This window comes from Pectobacterium versatile, from assembly GCF_020166435.1.
Classification (GTDB): Bacteria; Pseudomonadota; Gammaproteobacteria; order Enterobacterales; family Enterobacteriaceae; genus Pectobacterium; species Pectobacterium versatile.
This window is the reverse complement of sequence record NZ_JAINZP010000027.1, coordinates 26,954-51,486: the sequence shown is the minus strand read 5'-3', so window position 1 is coordinate 51,486 and position 24,533 is coordinate 26,954. Positions and strand designations below refer to the sequence as shown.

At 51.6% G+C, this 24,533-nt stretch carries 22 protein-coding genes; 14 read left to right on the top strand and 8 right to left on the bottom strand.

The features are described from left to right. Positions 1-3 precede the first annotated feature (3 nt). Both casB and casA read right to left on the bottom strand, forming a co-directional pair. Positions 4-651 carry a type I-E CRISPR-associated protein Cse2/CasB gene (gene casB / locus K7X24_RS20005; protein WP_224558047.1) on the bottom strand — a complete coding sequence of 216 codons (648 nt, stop codon included), beginning with the start codon at positions 649-651 and terminating at the stop codon, positions 4-6. Then, on the bottom strand, positions 635-2,206 hold the full coding sequence (casA, locus tag K7X24_RS20000) for a type I-E CRISPR-associated protein Cse1/CasA (RefSeq protein WP_224558046.1): 1,572 nt from the start codon (positions 2,204-2,206) through the stop codon (positions 635-637). The genes casB and casA overlap by 17 nt, the downstream gene beginning before the upstream one ends. Positions 2,207-2,503: 297 nt before the next feature. Here casA and K7X24_RS19995 point away from each other — a divergent pair, with 297 nt between their 5' ends. The 4 genes from K7X24_RS19995 to K7X24_RS19980 all read left to right on the top strand — a co-directional run bounded on the left by K7X24_RS19995 (position 2,504) and on the right by K7X24_RS19980 (position 5,344). Continuing rightward, complete coding sequence (locus K7X24_RS19995) at positions 2,504-3,535, top strand: hypothetical protein (protein WP_224558045.1); 1,032 nt, start codon at positions 2,504-2,506, stop codon at positions 3,533-3,535. Further along, positions 3,514-4,272, top strand: coding sequence for a hypothetical protein (locus K7X24_RS19990; protein WP_224558044.1), 759 nt, complete (start codon positions 3,514-3,516; stop codon positions 4,270-4,272). Before K7X24_RS19995 ends, K7X24_RS19990 begins: the two co-directional genes overlap by 22 nt. 232 nt (positions 4,273-4,504) lie before the next feature. Next, positions 4,505-4,867 carry a type II toxin-antitoxin system HigB family toxin gene (locus K7X24_RS22225; RefSeq protein ID WP_411961358.1) on the top strand — a complete coding sequence of 121 codons (363 nt, stop codon included), beginning with the start codon at positions 4,505-4,507 and terminating at the stop codon, positions 4,865-4,867. Between the two features lie 3 nt (positions 4,868-4,870). After that, positions 4,871-5,344, top strand: a complete 474-nt coding sequence (locus K7X24_RS19980; protein WP_224558043.1) for a type II toxin-antitoxin system HigA family antitoxin — start codon at positions 4,871-4,873, stop codon at positions 5,342-5,344. Here K7X24_RS19980 and cas3 read toward each other — a convergent pair. The 3 genes from cas3 to K7X24_RS19965 all read right to left on the bottom strand — a co-directional run bounded on the left by cas3 (position 5,334) and on the right by K7X24_RS19965 (position 8,998). Then, complete coding sequence (gene cas3, locus K7X24_RS19975) at positions 5,334-8,057, bottom strand: CRISPR-associated helicase Cas3' (RefSeq protein WP_224558042.1); 2,724 nt, start codon at positions 8,055-8,057, stop codon at positions 5,334-5,336. The two genes, K7X24_RS19980 and cas3, sit on opposite strands and share 11 nt — an antisense overlap. A 31-nt stretch (positions 8,058-8,088) precedes the next feature. Continuing rightward, on the bottom strand, positions 8,089-8,640 hold the full coding sequence (locus tag K7X24_RS19970) for a polymer-forming cytoskeletal protein (protein WP_224558041.1): 552 nt from the start codon (positions 8,638-8,640) through the stop codon (positions 8,089-8,091). Positions 8,641-8,809: 169 nt separating this feature from the next. Next, a complete protein-coding gene (locus K7X24_RS19965; RefSeq protein ID WP_039470389.1) occupies positions 8,810-8,998 on the bottom strand; it encodes a hypothetical protein in 189 nt (62 codons plus the stop codon). Between the two features lie 323 nt (positions 8,999-9,321). Between K7X24_RS19965 and K7X24_RS19960 the strand changes: the two genes are divergently transcribed. The 5 genes from K7X24_RS19960 to K7X24_RS19940 all read left to right on the top strand — a co-directional run bounded on the left by K7X24_RS19960 (position 9,322) and on the right by K7X24_RS19940 (position 15,880). Beyond that, positions 9,322-10,245: an aminoimidazole riboside kinase gene (locus K7X24_RS19960; protein WP_224558040.1), complete on the top strand. Its 924-nt coding sequence runs from the start codon at positions 9,322-9,324 to the stop codon at positions 10,243-10,245. 199 nt (positions 10,246-10,444) lie between these two features. Continuing rightward, positions 10,445-11,980: a carbohydrate porin gene (locus K7X24_RS19955; protein WP_224558039.1), complete on the top strand. Its 1,536-nt coding sequence runs from the start codon at positions 10,445-10,447 to the stop codon at positions 11,978-11,980. A 70-nt stretch (positions 11,981-12,050) separates the two neighbouring features. Next, positions 12,051-13,421, top strand: coding sequence for a sucrose-specific PTS transporter subunit IIBC (locus tag K7X24_RS19950; protein ID WP_039470385.1), 1,371 nt, complete (start codon positions 12,051-12,053; stop codon positions 13,419-13,421). Beyond that, the gene (locus K7X24_RS19945) at positions 13,421-14,830 is read left to right on the top strand and encodes a glycoside hydrolase family 32 protein (RefSeq protein WP_224558038.1); all 1,410 of its coding nucleotides are present in this window, start codon (positions 13,421-13,423) and stop codon (positions 14,828-14,830) included. Before K7X24_RS19950 ends, K7X24_RS19945 begins: the two co-directional genes overlap by 1 nt. A 30-nt stretch (positions 14,831-14,860) precedes the next feature. Then, entirely contained in the window at positions 14,861-15,880 is a 1,020-nt protein-coding gene (locus tag K7X24_RS19940) for a substrate-binding domain-containing protein (RefSeq protein WP_039482144.1), read from the top strand. Between the two features lie 106 nt (positions 15,881-15,986). Here the strand turns inward: K7X24_RS19940 and exbD are convergent, their stop codons facing one another. Together exbD and exbB are read right to left on the bottom strand one after the other, a co-directional pair. Then, positions 15,987-16,412, bottom strand: a complete 426-nt coding sequence (gene exbD, locus K7X24_RS19935) for a TonB system transport protein ExbD (RefSeq protein WP_010280259.1) — start codon at positions 16,410-16,412, stop codon at positions 15,987-15,989. Positions 16,413-16,414: 2 nt separating this feature from the next. Next, the gene (gene exbB / locus K7X24_RS19930) at positions 16,415-17,428 is read right to left on the bottom strand and encodes a tol-pal system-associated acyl-CoA thioesterase (protein ID WP_224558037.1); all 1,014 of its coding nucleotides are present in this window, start codon (positions 17,426-17,428) and stop codon (positions 16,415-16,417) included. Between the two features lie 688 nt (positions 17,429-18,116). On the opposite strand from exbB, the gene K7X24_RS19925 reads away from it, so the two are divergent. The 5 genes from K7X24_RS19925 to K7X24_RS19905 all read left to right on the top strand — a co-directional run bounded on the left by K7X24_RS19925 (position 18,117) and on the right by K7X24_RS19905 (position 23,527). Then, entirely contained in the window at positions 18,117-19,094 is a 978-nt protein-coding gene (locus K7X24_RS19925) for a TRAP transporter substrate-binding protein (RefSeq protein WP_224558036.1), read from the top strand. Positions 19,095-19,208: 114 nt separating this feature from the next. Further along, positions 19,209-19,715 carry a TRAP transporter small permease gene (locus K7X24_RS19920; RefSeq protein ID WP_224558033.1) on the top strand — a complete coding sequence of 169 codons (507 nt, stop codon included), beginning with the start codon at positions 19,209-19,211 and terminating at the stop codon, positions 19,713-19,715. A 15-nt stretch (positions 19,716-19,730) separates the two neighbouring features. Next, entirely contained in the window at positions 19,731-21,023 is a 1,293-nt protein-coding gene (locus tag K7X24_RS19915; RefSeq protein WP_224558031.1) for a TRAP transporter large permease, read from the top strand. A 314-nt stretch (positions 21,024-21,337) separates the two neighbouring features. Then, positions 21,338-22,528, top strand: coding sequence for a cystathionine beta-lyase (gene metC / locus K7X24_RS19910; protein WP_224558029.1), 1,191 nt, complete (start codon positions 21,338-21,340; stop codon positions 22,526-22,528). Positions 22,529-22,867: 339 nt separating this feature from the next. Further along, complete coding sequence (locus K7X24_RS19905; RefSeq protein WP_103861613.1) at positions 22,868-23,527, top strand: DedA family protein; 660 nt, start codon at positions 22,868-22,870, stop codon at positions 23,525-23,527. Between the two features lie 30 nt (positions 23,528-23,557). Here K7X24_RS19905 and K7X24_RS19900 read toward each other — a convergent pair whose 3' ends face one another. Continuing rightward, a complete protein-coding gene (locus K7X24_RS19900) occupies positions 23,558-24,532 on the bottom strand; it encodes an AraC family transcriptional regulator (protein WP_211025911.1) in 975 nt (324 codons plus the stop codon). Between the last annotated feature and the right edge of the window lies 1 nt (position 24,533).

Sequence of the window (24,533 nt, the reverse complement as noted above, 5' to 3'; positions counted from 1 at the left end):
CAGTTATTCCTTGTCTGAAGCTGTCATTGACGTTTCTGTCGTTAACATTGCTGTCGTGTCTGGCTCATCGGCGGTGATATTTTGTGACGCCTGCGCATACTCGCACGCCCAGCGCACGGCGTTGCGTCGTAAAGGATGAAGCGTCGGCGCACGGTTTTCCTGCCGCGCCTGCCACTCATCCATCCACAGGAAAATACCATCCGCCAGCGAAGGGAGGTTTACACCTGCCTCACCGCGTATTTGTACAGCGCGAAAAAGCTGGCGATGCAGTTCTTCCGGCGTTTGCGCCCGCTGGAGCCGTTCAAAGCGCAAAGGGGAAAGAAAAGGACGGTCACGACCCGGCTCCTTACCCAACTGTGCGGCAAAGCTGGTTTTCAACGTGTTTTTCTCCGCATGTGCCGCGACAGAAACAAAAATCGCCAGCGCCACGATGTGGTGTTCCTTTTCCAGCCGCGCTGCCAGCTTCCCCGCCAGATCGTGATATCCCTGACAGGTCAACACGCCAAAAGGCGGTGTGGCGCGGCGCAACTCTGCTCGGCGCGCACGACCATTGCCCGCAGCGCTGTGGCGATTTTGTAGCGCCTCGAACCAGTCACTAATCTTTTTAGCGTCATCCTTGTTGATGACCAAAAAATCAGCCGTGTTTGCCATCCACTGCCTCCTGCATTTGTTTAATGGATTCTGCCGCTTTCTGCTTATAGAAAAGCGCGCTCAGCTTTTCCCGCGTTCCCGCCGCCTTAACCAGATCGCGGTGTTCGTCTGGGTTGCTAAACACGCGAGCATCGTAGTTCTCCAACAGGTAACGATAGAGCGCCTTTTGCCACGTTTTCAGCGCCGTAGCGGGGGCATCGCCCTGAGCCAGAGACCGACAGAGCCGCATAAAACCGGGCTGCGTTTCCTGCCAGAACGCAATATCAATGGCGCTGAAATCTCCTTTCGCGTCCTTAGGGCGCGAAAACCAGGCTTCCTTAGTCATCTGACGCAGCAGCGTGGCACTGTCTCGCGCCAGTTCTACCGCCAGTTGCAAATGATCTTTATATTCACGCAACGCTAGGGGATCATCACGAAAACGGGCAGAAGCAAACAACTGCGGAACATGGTGCTCATACCAGCAGCGCGCCTTCATGTTGTCCATATCGTAGCCAAAACACCACAGCCCCGATTCTCTGCGCAGTTCATCCCGCCGGGTATTGTGGTGCACGACCGTCGCGGGAAAGGTGCTATTAAGCTTATCTTCCCCTTGAACCAGCAGCCCCAGCCAGTCACGGTACGCCAGCCCGCCCGGCTGCCCTTTCACTGACAGAAAAGGGGCATCCTCACCTTTCAGTGCTCGACGATAGGGGGTGAGCGGGTGCCGCCAATTGTCGTACTGAATACCGTAGTTTTTGGTGCGATACTGCGTGAGCAATACGGTCGATTCCGTGCCACACAGATCGCATTCACCCGTCTGTAGCGTGGTGAAATCCAGCTCGATGCGGCGAGGCATACCCCAATAGGCTTGCAGCCGATGCGCATTTTCCGGCGTCACAGGTGGATTACTACCATCGCTGGTCGGCGTGGCAGCTAACCACGGGAACACCGTGGCATCGGGTTTCCCCTTGGGTATCACCTCTTGCGTCACCACGTTCATCCAGAGCTTTTTCCACAGCGGCAGACTGGTATCTTCCGGCATAAGCAGCGTAGTGATCGGCCCGCCGCCGCGCATCCCGGTGCGATGCCCCTGCCCGCCGGATGGCGCATTGGTTTGCAGTGTGAACAGCGCCATTGCCGCACAGTGTGGGCACACCGCCTTGACCGTGCCGCGCTTGATGAAGTGATCTTTATTCAGCTTGAGCGTATTGCCGCCGGGGGCATCAATCAGCAGGCCGGAAATGGGCGTCGGGTCGCTGTCGAGCGTGGCAAAATCCTGCATAAACGCGGGTTTCTGTGCGCCAAACTGCATTGCTGGTGCCAACGCGGCTAACGCCTGCGGGAAATCGTCACCCAGCCCTTCCTCCCAAATTTCACCCCAATCATCGTCATCAGCAGGCGCATAGGCGGTTTGCAGCAGGCCGATAAGGAGCTGATAGCCCGCGCCCTGCAAATCGGCACGCGGCCAGGCGAGATCGATAATCGTGTCGTCGGGGAGTTGCTGCGGGGAAATGTTACCCACCCGACCATCCGAAAAAACGGCGGGTAACCAGGATTCTTCAATCAATGAAAACATCGTACCTCCTGTGTGCGCCGCATCCCTGCGGCAGGCCAGATTAAGGCTGGTTCTGCGACCTCTTTTTTAACGCATTCAGTCCGCGACGCCAGAGAGATGGCTCACGTTTGTGGCTCAGCACTAGGATAGTGCAGGCGGGGTGTGGCGGCACTTGCAAAACCCCCTTTATATCTTTCCTTTGCCAAAGCAGCAATAACAGACAAAACACCTGTGATATCTTTTCGTGTAAAGTAATTTTTTGCCGTTGAAAGTTACCTGATATACATTACAAAAAGTAAGTTTACACGGAGAGCAAAAATGACAATGAAAATAACCGGGTTGAAAAACTATATTCAATCTGCATTAGGATTTAAAATTAAGGCTGCTAAAACAAAGCTCAATGTCCCATTCAGCATCCAGGATGCTTTCCAGTTCTTCGAATTAGACATCTACCTGCCAAACGGTGCACTCATACCTCTGTTGGCCATCATCCAGCACGATGGAGAATACCCAGGTATTGTTGCCCTAAAAAAACGCCTCGCTGTTATCGAGAAAAAAACGGAAAGGGTTGTCGTTTACGTTACTGATACGCTCTCCTTTGTAGAAAGAAAAAGCCTTATTGAACAAAAAATTAACTTCATCTCCATTGACCGGCAATTCTTTATTCCTGAATTGGCTATGGATTTGCGCGAAGCATTCAGAATGAGGAAACAGAATCAGGAAAGGGGCACTGAATTTTCTCCCGCAACCCAAGCCATACTAATCCGGTTACTTTATGACGGATGGAACCAATCTGGTTTAGCCTACAACGCTTATGAACTCATGGCACCTTATAAGTACAGCAGGGTAACGCTTTCCAAAGTCACTACAGAACTAATCAACGCAGATATACTCATTCCTGATACTGAAGAGGCATTTACAACCAAACGTTATACTTTTACCCATTCGCAAAAAGATACCTTTAAAAAAGCCCTGCCGATGATGCGTAGCCCTGTTAAGAAAACGGTTATGGTGAACAAAATCCCAAAATTAGGTAAAGACGTATGTTATAGCGGTGATACTGCTCTGGCGAAATACACCCTACTTTCATCAGGCCGACACCCTGTATTCGCGATGACGCAGAAAATCTACACAACATTTTTGGAGAGCGGCCAGTTTAAAGAGGTGACGGATATTGACAGCGCAAAAGCCACTATCGAGATCTGGCGCTATCGTAGCCCTAAATCTTCAACTAATGTCGTTGATGAAGTATCCCTTTATCTGGCTTTTAAGGATAATCCTGATGAAAGAATTCAACTATCGCTCGATGAAATTAAGGAAAATTACCCATGGATGAAATTCGCGGACTAGGCCTTTTTGGTGAATATTTCAAGGATTATCAAGATCAATATGTGTTGATCGGCGGAGTAGCCTCCTGGATTACTCTCGATGAGGTCGGGGAGCCATTCCGATCGACTAAAGATTTAGACATCGTTTTGATCATTGAAACCTTGACCCCTGAGTTTTTGAATAAATTCTGGGAGTTCATCAAAGCAGGAGGCTATGAACATCGCCAAAGTGGTGGCGAAAAATCAATCTTCTATCGTTTTAAGAACCCTGAAGACAGCACTTATCCAGTACAAATAGAGATTTTTTCACGTTCACCAGAAGGTATAACTCCACCTAAAGATGCATCTATCATTCCCATACCAACGGGAGAGGATATTTCTAGCCTTTCGGCTATTCTGCTCGACGACAATTACTACGCTTTTCTGAAGAATGGTCTTCAACAAACTGAACACTTATCGTACATCGGTGCAGACCGACTAATTCCCTTCAAAATGCATGCTTGGCTCGATCTTTCAAATCGTAAAAAAGCAGGTGAAACCATCGATACCAAAACCATAAATAAACATCGCAACGATGTCATTCGACTTTCTGGTCAACTGACTGAAAACACAATAGAAATACCCGATGACATTCGAATCCACATGGAGATATTTTTAGCTGCTTTACCCAACGAAAACGTTAATTTAAGAAATTTGGGTATATCTGGCTCTATTAGTGATGTCATTTACCGCATAAAAATAGGCTTCGGTCTCGTTTAATCTTGCTATACCGGGCGTGAGAATCCGAATGACTTCAAAGCGTCACGCGATCGCTTAACGTCTGTCAGACTCGCTCATCAAACGTCATTTAATTGGCAAAAAACACAGGGAATAGCAGAAAAAGACATTCCGAAAAAAGGGATATTTTGTATGTTAACAGTGCGCTCTGTGGGTACTGAATGCGCCGTATTTTTGCAATTATCGCAATTTGCGATATCATTAGGGAGCAAGAATGAGAGTCATCTCAGCCAAGTCCATCACCAATGCGATGAAAAAGCATACGAAATGGAAAGTTGGTTTGAAGTTATGGCTGGATGTTTTTGACAAGCCATCGCTGCGGTTTGAGTCCTACGCACAGTTATGTCATGTATGGCGAAATACATCTTGCTGGAATATCGATCGCATACCTTTCGCATTGCTAGAAAACGAAAGCTGCAAAGGACCACTTGATATATATGCATTTGATATTAATGGTAACAATTGCAGAATCATAGCATGGTTAAACCCTAATACGGGTTCTTTGTATGTGAAAGACGTGTGCTCTCACGCAGAGTACGATGAGTGGTGGAAAGCTCAAACGAAGACAAAAAGGTGAATTATGCGAAATACATCTCTGGGTTCTAACAGTTCTGTAGGAATCAGTGGGCTCATCGAAAATTTACCTCTTCTGCTTCAGGAATCCTCTGAGCAGCTTAACAACCTGTCTGCTTTGCTCTCTGCCTGTATGGAACCTATTGAAGACGATAACGATCTTCAGGAAAGAATGGAGTGTATCAATCAACTTTACCTCTATTCTTCTGATATCAATGATATTCCAGCCACTTTTGCAGAACTCATCGCGGACAGAGTCTATGAATATGAAAAGAAAAATCGGGATGTGCCCCACGTCAGTCAGGCTGAAGCCTTAGCTTTTTTTATTGAAGAAAGAGGGCTGAAACAATCAGATTTAAAGCAAATTGCAACGCAAAGCGTCATCTCTGACATTATTAACGGTAAGCGAATCATGACATTGCAGCAAGTTAAGGATTTTTCTCGCTACTTTAATGTGCCTGTTGAAACATTTATTGACTGAGCATCAACCCCACCCGCCCGCTATAAAACGCGTGGGTTTCACCCCGATTCAGCAGCAGCACTTCGGCCTGTGGGCGGTGTAATTGCTGCCGAAACCGCTCCAGCGCGTCACCTTCCAGTATCGGTAATCCAGTTTTACGTTTCTGCCACCAGCTTAACCTTACCTGCACGCGGCTTTGTTCCCAGGCGAAGGTTTCCGACGCAGCGTAAGGCTGCGGGAGTTCGCCATCATTTTCCGGTTTCCACGCCAGATACAGATCCAGCGTTTCCTCTCCTATGCGGGTGGAGATATCCACCGCATCGCTCCAGCCAGAGTCGCTGGATTGAGCACAGTAACCGTGTACCAACGCCAACGATGACTGACCCGCCACTGAACGCTGGCCATATCGTTCTCCCAGAACCTTGTTGGCTATCGCTTCCAAGGCCGGAGGCACCGCGATCTGTTCTTCATACACGCTGTTGATCAGCTGTCGCGCCGCTTCTGGCATTTTTATCGCACCGCATTCACGTAATATCACCTGCGTGCGCCACAGCGCGGCATGATCGGGATAAACGTAGCCGCTACTGCGCAGTTCATCACCCAGCCAGTCGGCTTCTGCTTCTGCTTCTGGTTGCCAGACCGGTGCCATAATGTGCAGCACTGCCGCTGGGCGCTCATCCGTTAGCGGTGCAATGTCCATTTCAGTTTTACGACGCCCGTCGAGAAACCGGATATGCCGCTGCAGTCGCCCTGCACGCTGAATCAGCAAATCGATCGGCGCAAGGTCGCTAATCATGTTATCAACATCAATATCCAGCGATTGCTCGACAACCTGCGTGGCAATCAGCACCTTGCCAGCACGCTGCTCCGGCGTACTGTCTTTGCCAAACCACGTCAGCGCCTGTTCCTCAATCGCCATGCGATCGCAAAAGGCGAAACGACTATGGAACAGCAACATATTTTCCTCTGCAATACCCGCCTCAATGAGCTGGCGATACACGGCGATGGCGTCATCCACCGTATTCCTGATCCAACAGATCGATTGCCCCGCCGCCACGGCAGCCTTGACACGTTCGATGCCCTGCAACCGTTCCGTCAACCAGCCAATCTTGACCTCGCGTCGCACTTCCGCCCGCGTTTCGAGCGCGGTTTCCCGTAGTCCTTCACGCGTTAACTGCGTCATCCACGGATAAGCCGCATAGGGGTCAGGTTGTACAGCCTCACACGCTATCCCCTGCGCGAACGCCCATGTCAGCTTTTCCCGCAGGGTAAGCGGCAACGTCGCTGTGAGAATAATCACGCTGCCGCCCTGCTGTGCATGAAAGCCAATCAACAGCTCGGTCAGCTTGCTCATATAGGCGTCATACGCGTGCACTTCATCCAGAATCAGCAACTTGTTCTGTAGCCCCAACACCCGTAGCGACTGGTGGCGAAATGGCATCACTGCCATCAGCGCCTGATCGAGCGTGCCCACGCCGATATCCGCCAGTAGCGCTTTCTTACGCGAGTCCGCAAACCAGATGTTGCAGTCCTTGCTGGCGGCGTTTTCCTTCTTGTCGTACTGCGTCTGCCCCTGACTGTCGCCTTCCCACAGCGATTGCATAAAGGCTGACGACATCTGCCGCGCCCCGTGTGCCAGCATCAGCGAAGGATTGTGTTCTGGTGAATATAATGCGCGGTAGGCCTCAGCAAGCCGCAGGTACATAGCATTCGCCGTCGCCATCGTCGGCAGGCCGACATAAATCCCGCTCGCTTTTTGCTGCGCCATCAGCCGATGCGCCAGTATCATCGCCGCTTCTGTTTTCCCCGCGCCGGTCACGTCTTCTAAAATGAAAAGCTGCGGCCCGTCAGCGGAAATATCAGCCTCCAGCGCCTGCTGTTGCAGCGGCGTTGGCCGTTGGATAAACGGAAAAAGCTGTGGGATAGAATGGAAAGGAGCAGGAGATGGGGTTCGTGGCAAACGCGAGACAACCTTTTCTGCCGTCGGCAGCGCGTGTTCACGCCAGTAGGTTTCAAGCGGCATTGGCGTGCTGCAATAGCGGAAATCCTGCTGGCGCGAGCCCAGCCAATCCGCCAGCACGGTCAAGCCAGCCAGCGCCCAGCTTTGCTGCTTCAGCCTGTTTCGCCAGCCTTTATCAGCGAAACAGGCAGGGAACCCAGACGCGTCAGGAAAACACGTTTCCAGATCATGCAGGTAATGTTCTACCGCCAGATAGTCATCACGATGAAAAGCCAGACTGCCTTTGCATTCCGCCGCCGGTTTGCCGTGGTGCCCGGTAACAATGTTCAGCCAGATCTCCAGCGTATTTTTCACCACCGACGTGGGCTTTTTCGTCCCTAAAGGAAATAAATTGGGAATGTCATCACGCATCGTCCATAGCCAGAAGCCCAGATCGTCATGCCTGTCCCTCCCAGACTGCCCCGAATGCTGGACTAACGGGGAATCAGGGTTGGCATATTTGCCCTGAAAACCACGGGCGAATTTTCCGATATCGTGCCAGGCCAGAAAATACGCAAACCATGCGGCGACATCATCATCGCCAAATACCAGTTCACGCAGCACATGATTAGCCTGAAAATAGTTTCCCTTTAATAAGAAATAACCGCAGGCCGCCACATCCAAACCGTGATAAGGCAGCAGATGATAATCATCCCCCTCCAGCGCATCCGCGGCTCTTTTTGCTTTTCCCCAATACTGGAAATAGCATCGGTCGATGGTGTCTTCCTTGTGCATAGGCTTTACCTGTCAGAATGACCTTACGACATCACACCGTTGGCGCATTGCCCGCTAACGCGACGACATTCTCTTGTTCTGCGTGCGCTTTATTGGTTTTCTCTTTTTTCTTTTCCACGTAGGTCAGTTTTTCCTGACTCTGCGTCGGTGAGGGCAACGGGTGAGATTGGCCGGTGAAGATACCGCCTTTTTCGATAGAGAGTTCATCGGTGAAAATATCGCCGAACACTTTTCCCTGAGCCAGAATCGCCACAACGCTGGCGGCTACACGCCCTTCCACACGGCCATTGATGACGATCTGCTGCGATTTCATTTCGCCGTTTACCTGACCCGTGTGTTCTACCTTAATCGTGTTATCACACTGCACATCACCTTCTATCTGACCTTCCACGGTGATGTTGCCCTCAACGGACAGAGAGCCGGTCATACGCGCACCCTGAGAAATGAAGGTGTCCTTTTTCACACGTACAGGGTTCACTGAATTAATCAACTCGTTTGATGGGGGAATAGAGGGAGAGCTGTTTATTTCACTGCGCCCTTGCGGCTCTTTTACGTCTTTCTTGTTTTTATCAAATGAAAACATTGTGTTATTCCTTTTAACAGTATAGAAAAATGCAATCACGGCACTTGCAGCCAGCATGGCAGCCACTCCCTGACCGTAATAGAGAAGGGGAATTTCGCTATAAATATCAACAAGCCAGGCGATAACCAATAAAGCCCATATCGCCCATATTCCCCAAAGCAGGTTGTAATTACGCACGATCGGAACGCCGATTAAATTCAATTTCCAGGGTGGAAATATCAGGAATAGTAATACGAAGTGTTTTACGTCCTCCTTCCAGATAGCGTATGTCGATCTGAACATCAGCACTATCGCCGACGTGCTGTTTAACCACGGTCTTTAATTCATCCAACATGTTATCCAAGATTTTATGAGCCATGCCATTCTCTCCTTCTTGGTATCTTCCTTGGTGACAGTCACACTGTACTGCCAAACGACATAGAGAGTATCGGGCAAGAATGTATTTTATTTAGCCCGCGATTTCAAAAACCCGCTCTCGTTCACTTTCCTTTCTTTACACGGCTATGTCAAAAAAACATGATTATCCAAACACTTAATATATTCCTGTAACTAACCGCCTTTCCCTCTACTTATTTCCTCGTTGTAGGTAATTACGCAGACATTTTCATAATGACATTGCTTAGCTAAACCGATTCTTCTATTTTAGCAAACAGTCTAACTATCGTTGATAAGAGTAACTTTATGGCAAACAGAATTTGGGTTATGGGCGATGCGGTTGTCGATCTCATCCCAGAAGATGCAGAACGCTATCTGAAATGCCCCGGCGGTGCGCCAGCCAATGTCGCTGTTGGCATTGCTAGGCTAGGGGGAAACAGCGCCTTTGTCGGTCGTGTTGGTGACGATGTTTTTGGCCATTTTCTAAAAACGGTTCTGGAAGAAGAAAACGTCGATACCCACCACATGGCGCACGACAGGCTCCATCGAACCTCAACCGTGGTCGTGAGCCTCGATGAAACAGGGGAACGAACCTTCACGTTCATGGTGCGCCCGAGTGCCGATCTGTTTTTACAGCCGGAAGACCTGCCGGTGTTTAACCAGAGAGAGTGGCTGCACCTTTGCTCTATCGCACTTTCGCAGGAGCCTTCGCGCAGTACCGCATTTGAAGCCATACGGCAGATAAAAGCCGCACAGGGACGGGTCAGTTTCGACCCTAATATCCGTGACGACCTCTGGCAAAGCGAGCAGGAACTGCGCGACTGCCTGACACAGGCGCTGATGCTGGCCGATGTGGTGAAGCTGTCGCGTGAAGAACTGAGCTTTCTCTGTTCAACACCGGATGTTGAAGCGGGGATTCAGCAGTTTATGCAGCGCTATCCCACCCAGCTATTGCTAGTGACGCTGGGCAGCGAGGGCGTTTGGCTGCACGATCGCCACCAGCTACGGCACTTTGCCGCGCCGTTGGTAACCCCCGTCGATACGACTGGTGCAGGGGATGCCTTCGTCGCCGGTTTACTGCACTGCCTGGCGCAGTATGACGACCTGTCACAGCCGCCTAGCTGGGACCCGATTATCGCGCAGGCTCAGCGGTGCGGTGCGCTGGCCACCACAGCAAAAGGCGCGATGACAGCACTCCCCTATGCGCAGCAACTGCACGCCCTCCCGTAAACAAGCCCTAAAGCCCTTCGCTTAATACGGTTACCGCCCGGTTTTGTAGTCAGGATCACAGTTACAGAATCGGGTGAGTGAAATTTCTTGCTAACCCTTCTGCTGGCTTTTATTTTCCCCATGAAAAACCGGTTTAGCCATTTAGCTAAACACGAGAAATCCAAAAACAATAAATCTCCTTCACGACGAGAACGAAAAAATGAAACCAAGCCACCTTGCTGTGACGATAGGATTATTACTTTCCTCCCCCTTTTATGTTTCCGCTGCCAACACTGATAGTATTGAAGCCCGCCTGAACGCCATGGAACAGCGTTTGCAACAGGCTGAAGCCCGTGCACAAGCCGCTGAGGCCAGAGCCAATGCCGCTGAAAAGCAAACCCAGCAGCTAGCGACCCGCACGACTCAAACCGAACAAAAAACCCAGCAGGTGGAACAGCGCACGACGGCGTTGGCCAAGCAGAAATCGTTCGCTGATGGATTTGAATTCCACGGCTACGCGCGTTCTGGCCTGTCGATCAATGATTCTGCCACCAGTTCCAAAACCGATATCGGGCCGGGCATGTCCCCTGCGGGTCAGACTGGCGGACATATTGGTCGTTTAGGCAATGAAGACGACACCTACGTCGAGCTCAAACTGGAGCACAAACAGAAGTTGGATAACGGCGCAACCACCCGCTTCAAGGTGATGATGGCAGACGGCCAGCGCAGCTATAACGACTGGACGGCCGCCACCAGCGACCTCAACATTCGTGAAGCTTTCGTCGAACTGGGTTCACTGCCAACCTTCACCGGTGCCTTTAAGGACACGACGCTGTGGGCGGGTAAACGTTTCGATCGCGATAACTTCGATATTCACTGGCTGGACAGCGACGTAGTCTTCCTCGCAGGCACCGGCGGCGGGATCTATGACGTGAAATGGGCGGATAGCGCCAAGAGTAACTTCTCACTGTATGGCCGCAGCCTCGGCGAAATTACCTCGCTGGATAACGACATCAAAAACTACGTCTTTACCGCTAACAACTACGTCGGGTCATTCCAGTTCATGCTGAGCGGGTTAACCGCGAAGAATAACGACGTCAAAGAAAACACGGGGACAAGTCGCGATAACCTCGCTGTCACCAATACCAATGCAGGCGACAAAGGCTATCACGCCATGGTGGCTTACCACGGCGACAGCTTCTACGGCTTACGCGACGGGACATCAAAAACCGCGATCCTCTACGGCCACGGGCTGGGCGGCGAAGTGAAGAACATCGGCTCCGATGGCAATCTGACCAACGGTGCCAACACTTGGCGCTTTGCGACCTACGGCACAACGGCGCTGAACAAAACCTGGAGCTTCGCCCCATCCATTCTGGCGCAAACCAGTAAAGACCGTTACGTCAACGGCGATAGCTACGAATGGGTCACCTTTAATGCGCGCCTGATTCAGGAAATCACCGAAAACTTTGCACTGGCCTATGAAGGCAGCTATCAATACATGGACCTCGATCCGCGCGGCTATCGGAGCCTGAATCAGGTGAGCGGCGGCTTCTACAAGCTGACCTTTGCACCAACGTTCAAGGTCGGCGATATCGGTAACTTCTTTAGCCGCCCTGAACTGCGCGTGTTTGCCAGCTACATGGACTGGGATAAGCGACTGGATAACTACTCCAGTGAAGATACGTTTGGCTCCACCGGCTTTAAAGCAGGCGGCGAATGGAACTTCGGTATCCAGATGGAAACCTGGTTCTGATCATTGGCCAGCCTTAGCGTCGGTTACGCTGTGATCGACGCAGAAGAAACCGCATATAGAGAGGAATAACATGGATATCAACGCTACTGCCGCCGCACTCATCCCCCTTCTCGGCGGGAAAGAGAATATAGCCAGTGCTGCCCACTGCGCGACTCGTCTGCGTCTGGTACTGAATGACGACAGCCTAGCAGACAAGAAAGCGATCGAGAACGTTGACGGTGTTAAAGGCTGTTTCCAGAACGCCGGACAGATGCAGATCATTTTCGGCACCGGGTTGGTTAACAAGGTGTATGCCGAATTCATCAAAGCGGCAGGCATCAGTGAATCGAGCAAATCCGAAGCCGCCTCCATCGCGGCGAAAAAGCTGAACCCGCTGCAACGACTGGCGCGCCTGCTTTCGAACATCTTCGTCCCCATCATGCCGGCCATTATCGCATCCGGTCTGCTGATGGGGCTGCTCGGCATGATCAAGACCTACGGCTGGGTCGATTCCAGCAGCGCGATCTTCGTCATGCTGGATATGTTCAGCTCCGCTGCATTTATTATCCTGCCTGTCCTGATCGGTTTTACTGCCGCACGGGAATTCGGCGGTAACCCTTATCTGGGCGCGACGCTGGGCGGCATCCTGACTCACCCAGCGCTGACCAACGCCTGGGGCGTCGCTGGGGGTTTCCAGACCATGCATTTCTTCGGCATGGACATCGCCATGATCGGCTATCAAGGCACCGTGTTTCCGGTCCTGCTCGCCGTCTGGTTCATGAGCATCGTGGAAAAACGCCTGCGTAAAATCGTACCGGACGCGCTGGACATCATTGTCACGCCGTTCCTGACAGTCATCATTTCCGGCTTTGTCGCCATGCTGCTCATCGGGCCTGCTGGGCGTGCGCTAGGCGATGGCATTTCTTTGGTTCTCAGCACATTGATTGCTCACGCGGGTTGGTTGGCCGGTTTGCTGTTCGGTGGCCTCTATTCCGTCATCGTCATCACTGGTGTTCATCACAGCTTCCATGCGATTGAAGCCGGACTGCTTGGCAACCCGAATATCGGCGTCAACTTCCTGCTGCCAATTTGGGCGATGGCGAACGTGGCGCAGGGCGGCGCATGTCTGGCGGTATACTTCAAAACGCGTGATGCCAAAACCCGAGCGATTGCCGTTCCTGCCGGGCTTTCTTGCCTGCTGGGCATCACGGAAGCCGCGATATTTGGTATCAACCTGCGCTTCATTAAACCGTTCCTGGCAGCACTGGCAGGCGGTGCGCTCGGTGGCGCGTGGGTGGTCTTCAATCACGTCAATATGACGGCCGTCGGGCTAACCGGTTTTCCGGGGCTGGCTATTGTGCAAGGGGGGTCGATGCTTAACTACCTGATCGGGATGTTAATTGCGTTCGGTGCTGCCTTTATCCTTTCCTTACTGCTGAAATATAAAACGGATAGCGAATAATGAAGGAAGTCCACTTACTAAAACGCATGGTCCACGCCCTGATGTCAGGCCATTCACGGAAACAGGAAGACCCGTATCGCCCGGAATGGCATCTGTCCCCGAACGTTGGTCTGCTTAACGATCCGAATGGATTCATTCATCACAATGGGCGTTACCATCTGTTTTATCAGTGGAATCCTTTGTCCTGTGCCCACGGAGCAAAATTCTGGGGGCACTGGAGTTCCGCCGATCTGGTTAACTGGATGCATGAACCCGTCGCACTGGTGCCGAGCGAAAGCTATGAAAGCCACGGCTGCTACTCCGGTTCTGCCGTGGCAGATCAGGGGGCGATCATGCTGATCTACACCGGTAACGTGAAATACGATAACGGTTCGCGTACCGCGTTTCAGTGCCTCGCCCGTGAGAATCCTAACGGTGAATATGACAAGCTGGGAGCAGTCCTAACGCTCCCCGACGGCTACACCGGTCACGTCCGCGACCCCAAAGTGTGGCGTCATGACGACCACTGGTACATGGTACTCGGCGCACAGGATCTCGCTCTTCAGGGCAAGGTGCTGCTCTACCGTTCTGCCGATCTGCTGGCGTGGGAGAAGATCCGTGAGATCGCCGGTTCCCGTCTAGGCGGACTTGGTGATTTTGGCTACATGTGGGAGTGCCCAGACCTGTTCCCATTGGATGGCAAAGACGTCCTGATTTGTTGCCCGCAGGGGGTTCCCGCCGAAGAAGAACGCTACCTGAATACCTTTCAGGCGGGCTATTTCATTGGCTCACTCAATTACGAAAACGGCACGTACCTGCATCAGGATTTCCACGAATTGGATCTCGGCTTTGAGTTTTACGCACCGCAAACAACATTGAGTGAAGACGGGCAACGCCTGCTGTTCGGCTGGATGTCGATTCCTGACGACAATGAGTTTTTTGAACCCACGATCGAACAGGGCTGGATCCATACCATGACCTGTCCGCGTGAACTCACACTGCATGGCGATCGCGTTTATCAACGTCCTGCGCGCGAACTTCAACAACTACGCAGACAGCATTACACCTGGCAGGGTGCCGCAGACTACGCGTCTCCACTTCACGCTAGCAGTGCAGAAATCCTCATCACCGTGCAGGGGGAATTCCAGTTCAACCTCGCCTCCCAGCTGGTTCTCTGTTGGGACGGTGAGCGCGTGACGCTGAGCCGACGTAACCGCCGCACAGGCGAGCCTGAACATCGCTACTGGCGCGGTGACCTGAGCCAATTGCAGATCCTGTGCGATCGCTCCAGCGTTGAAATTTTTATCAACGACGGTGAAGCCGTGATGTCTGCACGCTATTTCCCAGAAAGCGAAGCAACCATGACATTCAGCGGCTCTGGGCGATTAACACTACAGCACTGGCTGTTAGCGCCATGCGTGATAGAATAACTTTCCTTTTTTCTGATAGCAGACCTCGCGGTGAAACCGACTAAACGCATAACAATCAGTGACATCGCCGCGCTGGCCGGTGTATCAAAATCCACCGCCAGTCTGGTACTCAACGGACGTAGCAAAGAGTTTCGCGTTTCTGATGAAACCCGCGACCGCATTTTAGCCGTCGCGCACGAACAACGTTATCAACCCAGTATTCACGCCCGTTCGCTGCGTTCCTCACGCAGCAACACGCTGGGGCTGGTGGTGCCAGAAATGACCAACTACGGCTTTGCCGTGATTTCCCGCGAGTTGGAAATGCTGTGCCGTGAAGCGGGGCTACAACTGCTGATTGCCTGCACAGACGAAAACGCCAGTCAGGAGATGATGGCGGTCAACAGTCTGGTGCAGCGTCAGGTCGATGGCCTGATTGTCGCTTCCAGTCTGTTAAGCGATATCGAATATCAGAAAATTAATCAGCAGTTGCCCGTCGTACAATTTGACCGGGTAATTGGTGACTCCACACTGCCGATGGTCATTTCCGAAGCGGTAGAATCCACGGCGGAAATGGTCGAGCGTATTGCCCGCCAGCATCGTGATGAGTTCTATTTCCTCGGCGGCCAGCCGCGAATTTCCCCGACGCGCCACCGTCTGGAAGGTTTCCAACTTGGGCTGGCACGTGCAGGTATCGACTGCAAGCCGGAGTGGATTCTTCACGGCAGCTATCACCCCAGCGCGGGTTATGAAATGTTTGCCCAGCTGTGTGCAACGCTGGGTCGTCCGCCAAAAGCGCTATTTGTTGCCGCCTGTGGCCTGATGGAAGGCGTGCTGCGTTATATGAACCAGCATAACCTGATGGAAAGCGGCATCCGTCTGTGCTGTTTTGACGATCACTATCTGTTTGATTGCTTACCGCTGAAGATCGATACCGTGGCGCAGGATTGTGAGAATCTGGCACGTAACAGCTTTGAAATGATTACGAGTTTAATTGCGCAGCAGCCACTTGAAGAAGATCGACGCTATATCCCTACGCGTATTCACTGGCGCCATCCTGAGTCACGGGCGTAGGCCAAAGCGCCCTGCCATCATCTGGACGTAAATCTGTAGACGTAAAAAAAGGAACGCGGTTTGAACGTTCACCCCGCATTCCTTCTTACAACACAACCGCCAGCCGTTATTTAGCGGCAGCGGTTTCCGCACCAACCAGACCCACCTTAAGGTAGCCCGCTTTACGCAGTGAATCCATCACGCTCATGATGGTTTCATAATCGACGCTTTTATCGGCCTGAAAGAAGATGGTCGTTTCTTTGTTGGCGCTGGTTTTCGCATCCAGCACCTGCGCTAGCGACTGCTCACTAACCACCTCTTCTCCCAGGAACATTTGCTTATCCGCTTTTACTGTCAGATAGAGCGGTTTTTCCGGTCGCGGCTGCGGTGCTGCCGATGACGCGGGCAGATCGACACGAATGTCCACCGTCGCCAGCGGGGCCGCTACCATGAAGATAATCAGCAGAACCAGCATGACGTCAATGAACGGCGTGACGTTAATGTCATGCATTTCACCGTCATCACTCACGTCCTCCTTCAAATGCATCGCCATGATTAACCCACCCGCAGTTTATGCGCTGCTGAAGACGCCCGGTTATCGTTGCTGGCAGCCACATCGAGATCGCGACTTTGCAGCAGCAGTACTTGTGCAGCGACATCGCCGACCATCGCTTTGTAGCCAGCAATCGAGCGCGCAAAGACGTTATAGATGACCACCGCAGGAATCGCAGCAACCAGACCAATCGCCGTCGCCAGCAAAGCTTCTGCGATCCCCGGTGCGACCACCGCCAAGTTGGTGGTTTGCGTCTGTGCGATACCGATGAAGCTGTTCATGATGCCCCATACCGTACCAAACAACCCCACGAACGGTGCAACCGCGCCGACCGTGGCCAGATAGCCGTTGCCACGCCCCATGTGGCGCCCAGTAGCCGCCACGCGACGTTCCAGACGAAACGCGGTGCGCTCTTTAATTCCGTTGTTGTCATCGGAACGTGCGGAAAGCTCCAGTTCGTTCTGCGCATCGACCAGCAGTTGCTGTGCAACGCTGCCTGCTTTGAACGCGTCCGCCGTTTCCAGCGCGTCGTCCAACGTTTTCGCCTGTTCCAACGCCAGATACTCACGGCGCAGGCGACGTTTCGCGCCAGACATCTCAACGCTTTTACTGAAGAAGATCGCCCAGGTAATTACAGAGGCCAGCAGCAAACCGATCATTACCGTTTTCACCACGGCATCCGCGTGCTGGTACATACCCCAGACGGACAAATCGGTTTTCATCAGGTTATTGGTGCCCGGTGCCGCACTGGCAGGCAGCGTGAGTGCTGATGTCGGGGCTTGTGCATCGGTCGTCACAAGAGCGGAAGGCGACGCAGCAGCAGGCTGTGCGGCTGGTGCTGAATTCTCTGTCGTCGATAACGGCGTCGTTGCCGGAGCCGCAAACGCATTTCCACTTAGTCCCGCCGTACACAGCAGGATAACCAGCACGCTACGGGAAAATGCGCTGAACGCGCCACGTTTTTTTTGCCAGGTTGATAACACCTGTTGAGTTGTATTACTGACAGCCGTCTTCACGCTGTGCCTCCACCGTTCATTCTGTACAATCATCTGTTCTGTACAATATCCGCACATACCCGCCGGTATAATGCTGCAATAACGCAGCCTGAAATGATACCAAACCCTGAACGAATTGATAGTCGTTCTCATTATTATTTACACCAGATAACGCACTTTCCTTGCGTTTTGACAGGATTTCAGAGGGTATTGCTCGCACATCGGAAGGAAAAGCATAAGAACGACAAGAAGAATAGCATTCAGGAATATATTAGGCGGGGGATCCCCCTAAAACACGGTGCGATAGCCAAGATTTTTACGATCGGCTTTTTGTGATCAACATTAAGTTATCACACCATTTCATGATGACTGGCGATAAGTTTACTGAAATAAATAGACACACATGTACATAATAAGATAAATAAAAACACCAAGTTACGTATATTTCTATAAGTCAAATAGGAATAAAGTCCATATAAAACAGTATTTCATATTAGCTTTTTCTTTTGTGACACGAGTCATTCTACGAAGTTGTATAATAGGTTAGCTTAACTCGCAGAGAATACTGACACACGCCACAATAATACGTAATAGGCGGTCGTCTTCTCATCATTAAACCCACTTTTCATTACGCTATTTTTCATGGGTTTATATTTTTAAATCACCATTTGATTATCGATAATGTCACCCCACCTCTGGAGATAATTCAATGAAGCTGTCGAGAACATTGATCGGCGTTTGTCTGGGTTCTACTGCATTACTGATGAGCCAAGCGATTCAGGCACAACAAATTAAAGCCTCCGATGTCCACCCTGAAGGTTACCCTAATGTCGTTGCCGTACAAAAAATGGGAGAGAAATTAAAAGCCGCTACTAATGGCAGGCTGGAAATTAAAACCTTTCCCGGCGGCGTATTAGGTGATGAAAAACAAATGATTGAGCAGGCGCAGCTCGGTGCGATTGATATTATCCGTGTATCAATGACGCCCGTTGCCGCTATTTTACCGGAAATAGAAGTCTTCACGCTGCCCTATATTTTCCGTGATGAAGATCATCTGCATAAAGTGCTGGATGGAAAAATTGGTCAGGAAATTGGTGACAAAATTACCCACAGCAGTAAGTCAAAATTGGTTTTTCTCGGTTGGATGGACGCGGGAACGCGTAATTTGATTACCAAGCAGCCAGTAGTGAAACCCGAAGACCTTAAAGGCATGAAAATTCGCGTACAGGGTAGCCCAGTCGCACTGGCAACCTTAAAAGCAATGGGGGCGAACTCGATTGCCATGGGCGTCAGCGAAGTCTTCAGCGGCATGCAAACTGGGGTGATCGACGGCACCGAAAATAATCCGCCGACCTATGTTGCGCATAACTACATGCCTGTTGCCAAGAATTTCACCTGGAGTCGTCACTTCATCATTCCTGAGCTGTTCCTGTATTCCAAAACCAAGTGGGACAAACTTTCCAAAGAAGATCAGAATCTTATCCTAAAACTGGCAAAAGAAGCGCAGCAAGAGCAGCGCGTGTTGTGGAGTGAATATACCCAGCAATCTCTGGATAAAATGAAAGCCGGCGGCGTTCAGTTCCATGACATTGATACCGAGTACTATTTCAAAGCCACGCAGCCCGTCCGCGATCAGTTTGGTGCCAAATATCAGGAGCTGATTAAAGCCGTCGCTGACGCCCAATAATCAGTACCTCATCTCAGCGGATAAATAGCCTGCTATTTATCCGCCACCACTAATAGCCTGATATCAACAATGATCCTTTGCTTATTACCCAGCGAAGTGAGTATAGGTGGAAAAATGGCACAGTCTTATCTTTCCAGCATGGATGTACTCTATCGCCTTGCCATGTGGGTTTCTGGTCTGGCGTTATTAATTATGACGCTAATAATTCCTATCGGTATATTCGCACGCTATGTTTTAAATGCGGCATTATCCTGGCCAGAACCCATCTCAATTATTTGTATGGTGACATTTACTTTTGTCGGCGCGGCAGTGAGTTATCGTTCCAATTCACATATTGCCGTCAGTATGTTGACTGACAGACTATCAGAATCCGGTAAGAAGATTTGCGTGCATCTGTCGAATCTCCTGATGCTCTTAATCAGCCTGTTTATTCTCTATTACAGTACCGTGCTCTGCATAGAATTATGGGAACAGCCCGTTGCGGAGTTTCCATTATTAACCGCGGGTGAAAGTTATTTACCACTGCCTATCGGTTCGTTAATCACCGTGCTCTTTATCATCGAAAAAATGTTTTTCGGCCCGCAGGATAAACGCCCTGTGGTAATGCTTGGCAGTTCTTAATTCGGAGCCAATACCATGGATGCATTTATTCTTGTTGCCACGCTGGCCGTGCTGTTGGCGGTCGGCGTTCCCGTCGCCTACGCGGTAGGGTTGAGCGCGATTGTTGGTGCCTTCTGGATCGATCTGCCGCTTGAGGCGGTCATGATCCAGATTACCAACGGCGTGAACAAATTTTCGCTGCTGGCAATCCCCTTCTTTATTCTGGCCGGTGCCATTATGGCCGAAGGCGGCATCGCCCGTCGGCTGGTCAGCTTCGCTTACATCTTTGTCGGTTTTATTCGCGGTGGCTTGTCGCTGGTTAACATCGTCGCCTCGACGTTTTTCGGCGCGATATCCGGTTCCTCCGTGGCGGACACCGCCTCTATCGGTTCAGTGATGATCCCAGAAATGGAGAAGAAAGGTTACCCGCGTGATTTCTCTGCTGCCGTCACTGCCAGCGGTTCCGTGCAGGCGATTCTGACGCCGCCGAGCCACAACTCTGTGATCTACTCGCTGGCAACCGGCGGTACAGTTTCCATTGCTTCGCTGTTTATTGCAGGGATCCTGCCCGGTCTGCTACTCAGCCTCACCCTGATGGTGATGTGCGTCGGCTTCGCACATCGGCGCGGTTATCCCAAAGGCGAACGCGTACCGTTCCGTCAGGCACTGAAAATCTTTGTCGATACCCTGTGGGGGTTGATGACTGTGGTCATCATCATGGGGGGAATTCTGTCCGGCATTTTTACCGCGACCGAATCTGCGGCCATCGCCTGCCTGTGGTCCTTCTTCGTGACCATGTTTATCTATAAAGATTATAAGTGGTCAGAACTGCCTAAGCTGATGTACCGCACGGTAAAAACCGTCACGATCGTGATGATCCTAATCGGTTTCGCCTCAGCATTCGGTGCCATCATGACTTACATGCAGCTCCCGAGCCGCATTACCGAATTTTTCACCTCCATTTCGGATAACAAGTACGTCATCCTGATGTGGATTAACATCATGCTGCTGCTGGTCGGTACGCTGATGGACATGGCGCCGCTGATCTTGATCCTGACGCCCGTTCTGCTGCCTGTCGCCCACTCGCTCGGCATCGATCCGGTGCATTTCGGTATGATCATGCTGGTGAACCTCGGGATCGGCCTGATCACACCACCAGTAGGATCGGTACTTTTTGTCGCCAGTGCGGTGAGTAAGCAGAAGATAGAACAGGTCGTTAAAGCGATGCTGCCTTTCTACTGCGGACTTTTCTTTGTGCTGATGCTGGTCACCTATATTCCGGCCATCTCGCTCTGGCTGCCCAAATTCTTTGGCGTTCATACCGGTTAATGCTCAGTGCGCCATGTTATTCGTCACAATGTGGAATAGCATGGCGCTTTCCTTGCGTTTTTTACCTGAAATATTTTCACTTACCGCTATCTTATCCCAGAAAAATTGACAGAAAGTCCCTTTCTACGCGGGAAAATCAACCTCTCTGACCATTTTTCCGTGACGACAAAACCTGCCCACACACCGCCCAAGCCGTGATAACGTAAGACAAATACATCGAATAACGCCTCTTCATTTCCCCACACCCTCACTATCGGGAATATCTGGCGCATTGGGTCATCCGGCAGGATTGAATAGAAAAGGTAATAGTGGTTATGACAAGCAAAAAAACGGCAACCGCCTTAGTCGCCGCAGGACGCAGCAAGAAGTTCACCCACGGCTCCGTCAACCCCGTAATTCAGCGCGCTTCTTCTCTGGTATTTGATACCGTGCAGGACAAAAAGCACGCCACCATTAACCGCGCCAAGGGTGCGCTGTTCTATGGTCGCCGTGGCACGCTGACCCATTTCTCGTTTCAGGAAGCCATGGTGGAGCTGGAGGGCGGCGCAGGCTGTGCCTTATACCCCTGCGGCGCAGCCGCCGTTTCTAACGCGATCCTCTCTTTCGTCGCGGCAGGCGATCACATCCTGGTGACAGGATCAGCCTATGAGCCCACACAGGATTTCTGCACGAAAGTGCTCCACAAGCTGAATGTCAGCACCACCTATTTTGATCCGCTCATCGGTGCGGATATTGCCGAACTGATCCAACCCAACACCAAAGTCGTCTTTCTCGAATCACCGGGCTCCATCACTATGGAAGTACACGATGTGCCAGCCATCGTCCAAGCCGTACGCCGTATCAATCCCGAGATCGTCATCATGATTGATAATACCTGGGCGGCAGGCATTTTATTCAAGGCGCTCGACTTCGATATTGATATCTCTATTCAGGCCGGTACGAAATATATCGTCGGCCATTCTGATGCCATGCTAGGCACCGCAGTCGCTAACGAGCGCTGCTGGGCACAGTTGCGTGAACACTCTTACCTGATGGGCCAAATGGTCGATGCCGACACCGCCTATGTCGCCAGCCGTGGCCTGCGCACACTGGGCATCAGGCTCAAGCAGCATCAGGAAAGTAGCATACGCATTGCGAAGTGGCTGGCGGAGCGGCCAGAAGTCGCGGTCGTTAATCATCCCGCGTTGCCGGGATGCAAAGGGCACGAATTCTACGAACGCGATTTTAACGGCTGCAACGGTTTGTTCTCTTTTGTGTTGAAAGAGAAATTGAGCAAAGAAGCGTTGGCGCACTATCTGGACCATTTTGAACACTTTAGTATGGCGTATTCGTGGGGTGGCTTCGAGTCACTGATTCTGGCGAATCAACCGGAAGAACTGGTGGCCATTCGTCCTGTGAGCGGCGTGGATTTTACCGGCACACTTATTCGGTTACATATTGGACTTGAAGACAGTGACGATCTGATCGACGATCTGGCCGCGGGCTTCAGCAGACTGAGAACCTAGCACGTCGTCAGCAGACTCAACGTAGCCAAACGACCAGCAGGAAACAAAATAGAGAAAGTGTGACGGCCATAAAGCCGCCGTGCCTTGATTTCTCCTGCGGCGCGGTGGGTAATGCGTTATGATAATCATGAGTCAACGTTGACCAAAAAAACGCGTTACTTTAACCAAAATTTAGCATTAAGCCCTGTCGTATTCTCACAATGCGGCAAGGCATTTGGCCCCATACCGATTTTAGGGCTTGATAGTTTTAAGGCTTGATAGGCAGTAGATTTCAGGTAACCCAGCGTTTCATTGCCGCAGCCTGAGAGATAGTGAATATCGTCACTGGCGGGAAGTAATATGAGTGTGGTTCACGACATTATTCAGGCGCTCTGGCAGCAGGATTTTAGTGCTCTGGCCGATCCCCACGTCATCTGGGTGATTTACGGCATTTTATTCACGACGCTGTTTCTGGAAAACGGCCTGCTGCCTGCTTCTTTTCTACCCGGCGATAGCTTGCTGTTGCTCACAGGCGCCATGATTGCCAAAGGCGTGATGAGCTTTTTCCCTACGATGATTCTCCTCACCATCGCCGCCAGCCTTGGCTGTTGGCTCAGCTACCTTCAAGGGCGCTGGCTGAGCGATACCCGGTTGGTAAAAGGCTGGCTGTTACAGCTTCCCGCGCATTACCACCAGCGCGCTTATCATCTGTTCCACCAGCATGGTCTGGCGGCGCTGTTGGTTGGCCGCTTTTTAGCGTTTATCCGCACGCTGCTGCCAACGATGGCGGGGATTTCGGGGTTAAACAATACGCGCTTTCAGATTTTCAACTGGCTCAGCGGGCTGCTGTGGGTCGGGGGGATTGTCACGCTCGGCTACGCGCTCAGCCACATTCCGCTGGTCAAACGCTATGAAGATCAGGTGATGACCGCGCTGATCCTGCTCCCGATTATTTTGCTGGTGAGCGGCCTGATCGGCATGGCTATCGTGGTGTGGCGCAAAAAACGTGCGGTCGCCTAAATCGGGCAACGGCACGCTTTCTTAACGTCTTCAGCTTTCCTCAACCGCCATGTTACTGGCTTTTACTCTCGTGACTTCATCGCTCGGCGTCGCACCGAAATAGCGCTTAAATTCCCGGCTAAACTGCGACACGCTCTCATACCCGACGCGGGCGGCCGCAACGCCCGCTCTCAGCCCTTCGTTGATCATCATCACGCGCGCTTTATGCAAGCGGTAGGATTTCAGGTACTGCAACGGCGATGTGTTGGTGACGGCCTTAAAGTTATGATGAAACGCCGAGACGCTCATGTTCACTTCAGACGCCAGCTGTTCCACATTCAGGCTATCGGCATAGTGGTTTTCAATACGCCGCAGAGACTTGGCTATCTGGCTGAAATGCGTGTGTCGATTCACCAACGCCTGTAACGCCGCACCGCGTTCGCCGCAGAGCATATGATAGATAATCTCGCGCACAATCGCCGGGCCCAGCACGCGGGCATCACGCGGATTATTCATCGCATCCAGCAGCCGTTCAACGGCACACAGAATCTCATCGGTCAGCGGCGCGCTGTTCACCCCACACGTGCAGGAACAGGGGCGGATCGCGCTGTCGTCATCACCGATGTCGATCAGCAAATCCTGAAGCATCTGGATATCGATACGGATCGCCATCCCCACCAGCGGGTGTTCAACGCTGGCTATCGTTTCACATTCGAACGGCAGCGGCACGGTCATCAACAGGTAATTTTCCGGGTCATACTGGAAGGTTTTTCCACCCAGATAGCCAATCTTTTGGCCCTGAAAAATGATGACAATCGTCGGTTCATACATCACTGGCACACGCGGATGATGCTGTTCCGTATAAAGAATCCTGACCTGCGGCACGAGCGACGGCGTAGCCCAGCTTTTGGTTGAACAGCGTATTGCCTGCTGCACGATACGCTGCCGTACCGTCTGTTGCAGCTCAATCTGTTGCAGTTCTGGCTGTTTCTGAACAAGCCGCTCGCATTGGCTTTCTGTCGACATG